Here is a 6,195-nt window from a genome sequence, read left to right on the forward strand (position 1 = left end):
GTCAGGCGACCAGGTCCCGGCGGCGCAGGGCGGCCAGCCCGGCGCCGGTGAAGGCCACCGCCAGCGCGGTGAGGACCAGCAGCGGGGTCCAGGCCATGGCCTGCGCGCCCGGGAGCTTGGGCAGGTGGGCGAAGGGTGAGAGGTCCAAGACCGCCTCCGGGAGGTTCAGCGCCGGGCCGACCCAGCCCAGGGCCAGCGCGATCCCGGCCACCGCCCAGGCGGCCACCGCGTACTTGGGCGCCGCGCCGTACAGGAGGGCGGCCACCGCGCCGATCACCCACACCGCCGGGAGCTGCGCGAGGGTGGCGCCCACCGCCGCGCCCACGTCCTCGCCGCGCCCGAGGCCCAGCCCGAGACCGCCCAGCAGCAGGATCAGCGCCGAGCCGCCGAAGGCGACGGCGAGATGGCCTCCCGCCCAGCGCAGCCGGCCGACGGCGTTCGCGAGCAGCGGTTCGGCGCGCGCCGAGCTCTCCTCACCGTGCAGCCGCAGCACCGAGGAGACGATGTAGAGCGCGGCGACCAGGCCCAACAGTCCGGCCATCGCGGCGAGGAAGGCGTCGGTGAGTCCGCTCTGCCCGCCCATCCGTTCGATGATCTGACGGGTCTTCTCATTGCCGCCGACCACGTCGGCCGCGCCCTCCGCCATCCCGCCGAAGACGACGCCCGCGACCAGGAAGCCCGCGCTCCAGCCGAACACGCTGCCGCGCTGCAGCCGCCAGGCCAGCGCACCCGCCGTGCCCAGGCGTCCCTCGGCCGGTCCCGGCCGGGTCGGCAGGAAGCTCATGCCCAGGTCACGGCGGCCGGCCAGCACGTACGCGGCGCCCGCCTGCGCCACGACGGCCGCGGCGAGCAGCGCGAGCACCCACCAGCGCATCGAGGCGAAGGCCCGTACGTTCTCCACCCAGCCGAGCGGCGAGAGCCAGGTCAAAGCCGACTCCCCGCCGGCCGTCCCGGCGTCTCCGGCCGCCTTCAGGACGAACGCGGCTCCGAGCACGGCGGCCGTGATCCCCTTGGCGGCCCGGGCGCTCTCGGTCAGCTGGGCGGCGATGGCCGCCATGCCGGCGAAGAGCATCCCTGCGCCCGCGATGGCCAGCCCGAGGGCGAGCGCACCCGGCGCGCCCTGTCCCGCGAGACCTCCCGCGACGAGCAGCGCGACGCACGAGTTGGCCACGAGGGCGGCCAGCAGGGCCGCGCTCATCGGGGCCCGCCGCCCCACCATCGCGGCGGAGAGCAGCTCCTGACGGCCCGTCTCCTCCTCTTCCCTGGTGTGCCTGATGACGATGACCAGGCTCATCACGGCCGCGAGGACGGCGCCGTAGACGCCGATCCGCCAGGCGGTCAGAGCACCGAGCGAGTCACCGAAGACCGGCCCGTACATGGCGCGCATCGAGCTGTTGGCGTTCATGGAGGCGGCGACCTCGGCGCGCTCGGCGGCGGTCCCGTACACGCTTCCCAGCGAGCCGGGCATGATCACCACCAGCAGGGCGGTGACCAGCACCCAGACGGGCATCATCACGCGGTCGCGGCGCAGGGCGAGCCGGAGCAGCACGCCGGTGCCCGCCAGTTGGTTCTTCATCGCGACGCCTCTTCGGTGTAGTGGCGCAGGAACAGCTCTTCGAGGGTGGGCGGGGTCGAGGCCAGCGACCGCACACCCGACGCGGTGAGGGCGCGCAGGACGGCGTCCAGCTTGTCGGTGTCGGCCTGGAGGCGGACCTTCAGCCCCTGGACCTGCACGTCGTACACGCCCGGCAGGTGGGCGATGCCGTTCGGGGGGCCGGCGAGTTCGGCGCTGATCGACGTACGGGTGAGGTGGCGCATGTCGGCGAGCGTGCCGGTCTCCACGGTGCGGCCCTTGCGGATGATGCTGACCCGGTCGCAGAGGGTCTCGACCTCGCTGAGGATGTGCGAGCTGAGCAGGATGGTGCGCCCGGCGGCGCGGGCCTGCGCCACGCAGTCCTGGAACACCTCCTCCATCAGCGGGTCGAGGCCGGAGGTGGGCTCGTCGAGGATGAGCAGTTCGGCGTCGGAGGCGAAGGCGGCGACGAGGGCGACCTTCTGCCGGTTGCCCTTGGAGTACGTACGGCCCTTCTTGGCCGGGTCGAGCTCGAACCGCTCGATCAGCTCGGCGCGGCGGGCCCGGTCGAGGCCTCCGCGCAGCCGTCCGTAGAGGTCGATGACCTCGCCGCCGGAGAGGTTGCGCCACAGGGTGACGTCGCCGGGTACGTAGGCGACGCGGCGGTGGAGGGCCACGGCGTCGGCCCAGGGGTCGCCGCCGAGGAGTTCGGCGGTGCCGGAGTCGGCGCGCAGAAGGCCCAGCAGGACCCGGATGGTCGTGGACTTGCCGGAGCCGTTGGGGCCGAGGAACCCGTGGACCTCGCCGGTGGCGACCGAGAGGTCGAGTCCGTCCAGTGCGTGGGTGCGGCCGAACGCCTTGTGGAGTCCGGCGACGCTGATTGCCTTCGTCATACTTCTGAACGTACGCTATTTTCACAAATTTGTGAAGCTCGGAAATCGCGTAAAGTCGGAAGGGTGGCGGAAGACATGGCAGTACCAGCGGTACGGAACGAGGAAGCGGTCTCGCGCTTCGTGGAGCGGTTCGCCGCGCAGCTGACCGAGGCGGGGATGCAGCGGATGGCCGCGCGGGTCTTCGCGCAGCTGCTGGCGAGCGACGAGGGCTCGATGACCTCGGCGGAACTGGGCGAGGCGCTGCAGATCAGCCCGGCGGCGGTGTCAGGAGCCGTGTCCTACCTGACCCAGGTCAACATGGTCAGCCGGGAGCGGGAACCGGGCTCGCGGCGGGACCGGTACGTGCTGCACAACGAGCTCTGGTACGAGACCTTCACCCGGCGGGACCAGGTGCTGACCCTGTGGGAGAAGACCCTGCGCGAGGGCGCCGCGAGCCTCGGCTCCGACTCGCCGGCCAGTACGCGCATCGCCGAGACGGCCGCGTTCTTCGAGTTCATGCAGGGCGAGCTGCTGGGCATGATGGACCGCTGGCGGGCCCACAAGGCGACCCTGGGTCTCGGCTAGGGCGTGGTTCGAGAGTAGCGCCGGGCGCCCGAGGGGCGCGGCCCGCGGCGTCTGGTGCCGTGCATCGCAAGGCGGAGGATCGTCCGATTGCTGGACGTACTTGGGTGCCTGCGACAACGCGGCGAGGTGCGGTGCCAGGCGTCGCGGGCCGGGGGCACCTCCCTGGGGGTCCCCCCGGACGGAGTCTGGGGGAGGTAGCTGGGGGAGGGGCTTTCGAATCACGCCCTAGCGCTGCGGCGCAGGGGACGGGCGCGCCCCAGGCGGCGGACCGCCGGAGCCCAGAGCGCGCCCCCGGCCGCGGGATCCCCGGCCAGCCACACCTCGACGGTGTCCGGCGCCGGGGCCGTGCGCGGCCACGCTCGCGGCGGCAGGACCCGACGCCCCAGCAGGCCCAGGCTCAGCGCCGGGCCCGCGTCCAGGACCACCACCGGAGGCCGCCACCCGGTCCTGACCACGACGGCCCCGTACGAGGTCCAGCGCGTGGCCGGGTCGCGCAGGTCCCGGCCCGCCCGCCGCGCGGCCAGGAGCTCCCGTACCCCGAGCACCACAGGGCTCAGCAGCACCACCAGCGCCACCGGCCGGGTGAGTACGGCCGCGACCACCGCCGGCCAGCAGAACACCGGCAGCAGGCACAGCAGCAGCCCGTCCCGCCGCCAGTCGGCGAGCGCGTCCCGTATCTCCGCAACACCTGTCTCCGCGTCACGCAGCACCGCGTCACGCAGCACCGCGTCGCGCATCACCGCGTCGCGCATCACCGGGGCAGCGTGAGGGTCCATGCCCCTGGGTGCAGGTTCCACGTCCGGCGGCGCACCGGGCCGGTCACCGCCGCGTCGGCCCGGTAGCGGAAGTCCGCGCCCGACACCGTGACCGTCTTCGCCCGGGCCGTCACCTCCGAGGCCGTGCCGCCGCCACCCGTACGGACCACGACCTCCGCCAGGCCGCCGTCGCTCCCCACGGCCAGCGAGACCTCCTCCACCGGCCGGTCCACATCCGCCAGGACCACCCCGTCCGCCTCGACCCGCAGCCGCAGCCGGCCCGCGCCGCTCGGCCCCGCAGGACGGACCAGTGTCCGCACCAGCGAGCGGTACGCGGTCCACACGGACGGCCCGGCCGGGGGTCTGGCCCCCCGCAGCGGCGGGATCCGCAACCCGCCCAGGACCACCCCGTCACTGTCGTCCACGAGCAGGTCGCACAACTTCAGCGACCCGTCCAGCACCGCCCGGGCCGCGGTGACGGCGGACAGCGGCACGCCGAGCGACCTGGCCAGCACCAGGGACCCCGCAGGCCCCACCGGCACCAGCGAAAGGGCCCCGTCGGCCAGCCCCCGCTGACGGTGCAGCAGCCCCACGGTGCGCGCGAGGGCCCGGTCGTCACCCACGATCACCAGCCGCCGTTGGCCCCGGCGGGCAAGAGCCCGCGCGAATTCCTCCTGCGAATCCGGGAGGCAGATTTTCGCCGCCGCTCCCGCTGACAACACATCCTTCGCGATCCGCACGGACTCGCCGTCAAGACGGCGGGCGACCGGGTCGACGAGCACGAGCAGGCCGCCTACCGGCGCGCCCGCGTGGCTCATGGTGGGCTCTGGAGCCGACACCTCGGTCCTTCCTCGGGTAGCATCTTTGTGCAAGAGGCCCTTGCGCTATTGCGCCAGGGCCTTCGTCTATTCCGGGGTACCGGTCCGACGGCTCAGCCTGCGGTGTACATCGTCGTACGCCCCCTGACCTTGGACATGCCCCATCCGGAAGAGGTGTACGCCTGTGCCCGCTCTTGTGCTGCTCGGAGCTCAGTGGGGTGACGAGGGCAAGGGAAAGGCCACCGACCTGCTCGGTGGATCCGTTGACTATGTAGTGCGATACCAGGGTGGCAACAACGCCGGCCACACGGTCGTCGTAGGCGACCAGAAGTACGCACTGCACCTTCTCCCTTCCGGCATCCTCTCCCCCGGATGCACCCCGGTCATCGGTAACGGCGTCGTCGTCGACCCGGCCGTCCTGCTCTCCGAGCTGCGCGGCCTGAACGAGCGCGGCATCGACACCTCCAAGCTGCTCATCAGCGGCAACGCACATCTGATCACGCCGTACAACGTCACCCTCGACAAGGTCGGCGAGCGCTTCCTCGGCAAGCGCAAGATCGGTACGACCGGCCGCGGCATCGGCCCGACCTACGCGGACAAGATCAACCGCGTGGGCATCCGGGTCCAGGACCTCTACGACGAGTCGATCCTCACCCAGAAGGTCGAAGCGGCCCTCGAAGGCAAGAACCAGCTCCTCGCGAAGCTGTACAACCGCCGCGCGATCGAGGCCGCCGCGATCGTCGAGGAGATGCTCCAGTACGCGGAGCAGATCAAGCCGTTCGTCGCCGACACCACCCTGATCCTCAACAACGCGCTGGACGAGGACAAGGTCGTGCTCTTCGAGGGCGGCCAGGGCACCCTGCTCGACGTCGACCACGGCACGTACCCCTTCGTCACCTCCTCGAACCCGACCGCGGGCGGCGCCTGCACCGGCACGGGTGTCGGCCCGACGAAGATCAGCCGCGTGATCGGCATCCTGAAGGCCTACACCACGCGTGTGGGTGCGGGTCCGTTCCCGACCGAGCTGTTCGACCAGGACGGCGAGGACCTGCGCCGCATCGGCGGCGAGCGCGGCGTGACCACCGGCCGTGACCGTCGCTGCGGCTGGTTCGACGCGCCGATCGCCCGCTACGCCACCCGCGTGAACGGCCTGACCGACTTCTTCCTCACCAAGCTGGACGTGCTCACCGGCTGGGAGCAGATCCCGGTCTGCGTCGCGTACGAGATCGACGGCAAGCGCGTCGAGGAGCTCCCGTACTCGCAGACGGACTTCCACCACGCGAAGCCGATCTACGAATACCTCCCCGGCTGGTCCGAGGACATCACCAAGGCGAAGACCTTCGAGGACCTTCCGGCGAACGCCCAGGCGTACGTCAAGGCCCTGGAGGAGATGTCGGGCGCGCCGATCTCCGCGATCGGCGTCGGCCCCGGCCGCACCGAGACGATCGAGATCAACTCGTTCCTGTAGCGGTACCGCGGAGGGGGGGGGGGGGGCGGCCGGGGGCCCCCCCCCCCCCGGGGGCCCCCCCCCGCCCTGGGGGAGAAAACACCCGGGGGGGATATTGTTAAAATCGCCCCCCCGGGGGTCGCCC

Annotated in this window: 6 protein-coding genes; 2 read left to right on the top strand and 4 right to left on the bottom strand. The window is 72.2% G+C overall.

Features of this window, described 5'->3' with window-relative positions; all coding sequences use genetic code 11:
• Position 1: 1 nt before the first annotated feature.
• The gene (locus ACFYOB_RS20245; protein WP_388561258.1) at positions 2–1,576 is read right to left on the bottom strand and encodes an ABC transporter permease; all 1,575 of its coding nucleotides are present in this window, start codon (positions 1,574–1,576) and stop codon (positions 2–4) included.
• Positions 1,573–2,466 carry an ABC transporter ATP-binding protein gene (locus ACFYOB_RS20250; RefSeq protein WP_328926805.1) on the bottom strand — a complete coding sequence of 298 codons (894 nt, stop codon included), beginning with the start codon at positions 2,464–2,466 and terminating at the stop codon, positions 1,573–1,575. The genes ACFYOB_RS20245 and ACFYOB_RS20250 overlap by 4 nt, the downstream gene beginning before the upstream one ends.
• A gap of 75 nt (positions 2,467–2,541) precedes the next feature.
• Here ACFYOB_RS20250 and ACFYOB_RS20255 point away from each other — a divergent pair, with 75 nt between their 5' ends.
• The gene (locus tag ACFYOB_RS20255) at positions 2,542–3,030 is read left to right on the top strand and encodes a GbsR/MarR family transcriptional regulator (RefSeq protein WP_388561261.1); all 489 of its coding nucleotides are present in this window, start codon (positions 2,542–2,544) and stop codon (positions 3,028–3,030) included.
• A gap of 218 nt (positions 3,031–3,248) precedes the next feature.
• Here the strand turns inward: ACFYOB_RS20255 and ACFYOB_RS20260 are convergent, their stop codons facing one another.
• The gene (locus ACFYOB_RS20260; protein ID WP_388561263.1) at positions 3,249–3,806 is read right to left on the bottom strand and encodes a hypothetical protein; all 558 of its coding nucleotides are present in this window, start codon (positions 3,804–3,806) and stop codon (positions 3,249–3,251) included.
• Positions 3,782–4,603 carry a diacylglycerol kinase gene (locus ACFYOB_RS20265; RefSeq protein WP_388561442.1) on the bottom strand — a complete coding sequence of 274 codons (822 nt, stop codon included), beginning with the start codon at positions 4,601–4,603 and terminating at the stop codon, positions 3,782–3,784. The genes ACFYOB_RS20260 and ACFYOB_RS20265 overlap by 25 nt, the downstream gene beginning before the upstream one ends.
• A 184-nt stretch (positions 4,604–4,787) precedes the next feature.
• On the opposite strand from ACFYOB_RS20265, the gene ACFYOB_RS20270 reads away from it, so the two are divergent.
• The gene (locus ACFYOB_RS20270) at positions 4,788–6,071 is read left to right on the top strand and encodes an adenylosuccinate synthase (protein WP_388561265.1); all 1,284 of its coding nucleotides are present in this window, start codon (positions 4,788–4,790) and stop codon (positions 6,069–6,071) included.
• The last annotated feature ends 124 nt before the right edge of the window (positions 6,072–6,195 follow it).

Source organism: Streptomyces sp. NPDC006463 (genome assembly GCF_042870715.1).
Lineage (GTDB): Bacteria > Actinomycetota > Actinomycetes > Streptomycetales > Streptomycetaceae > Streptomyces.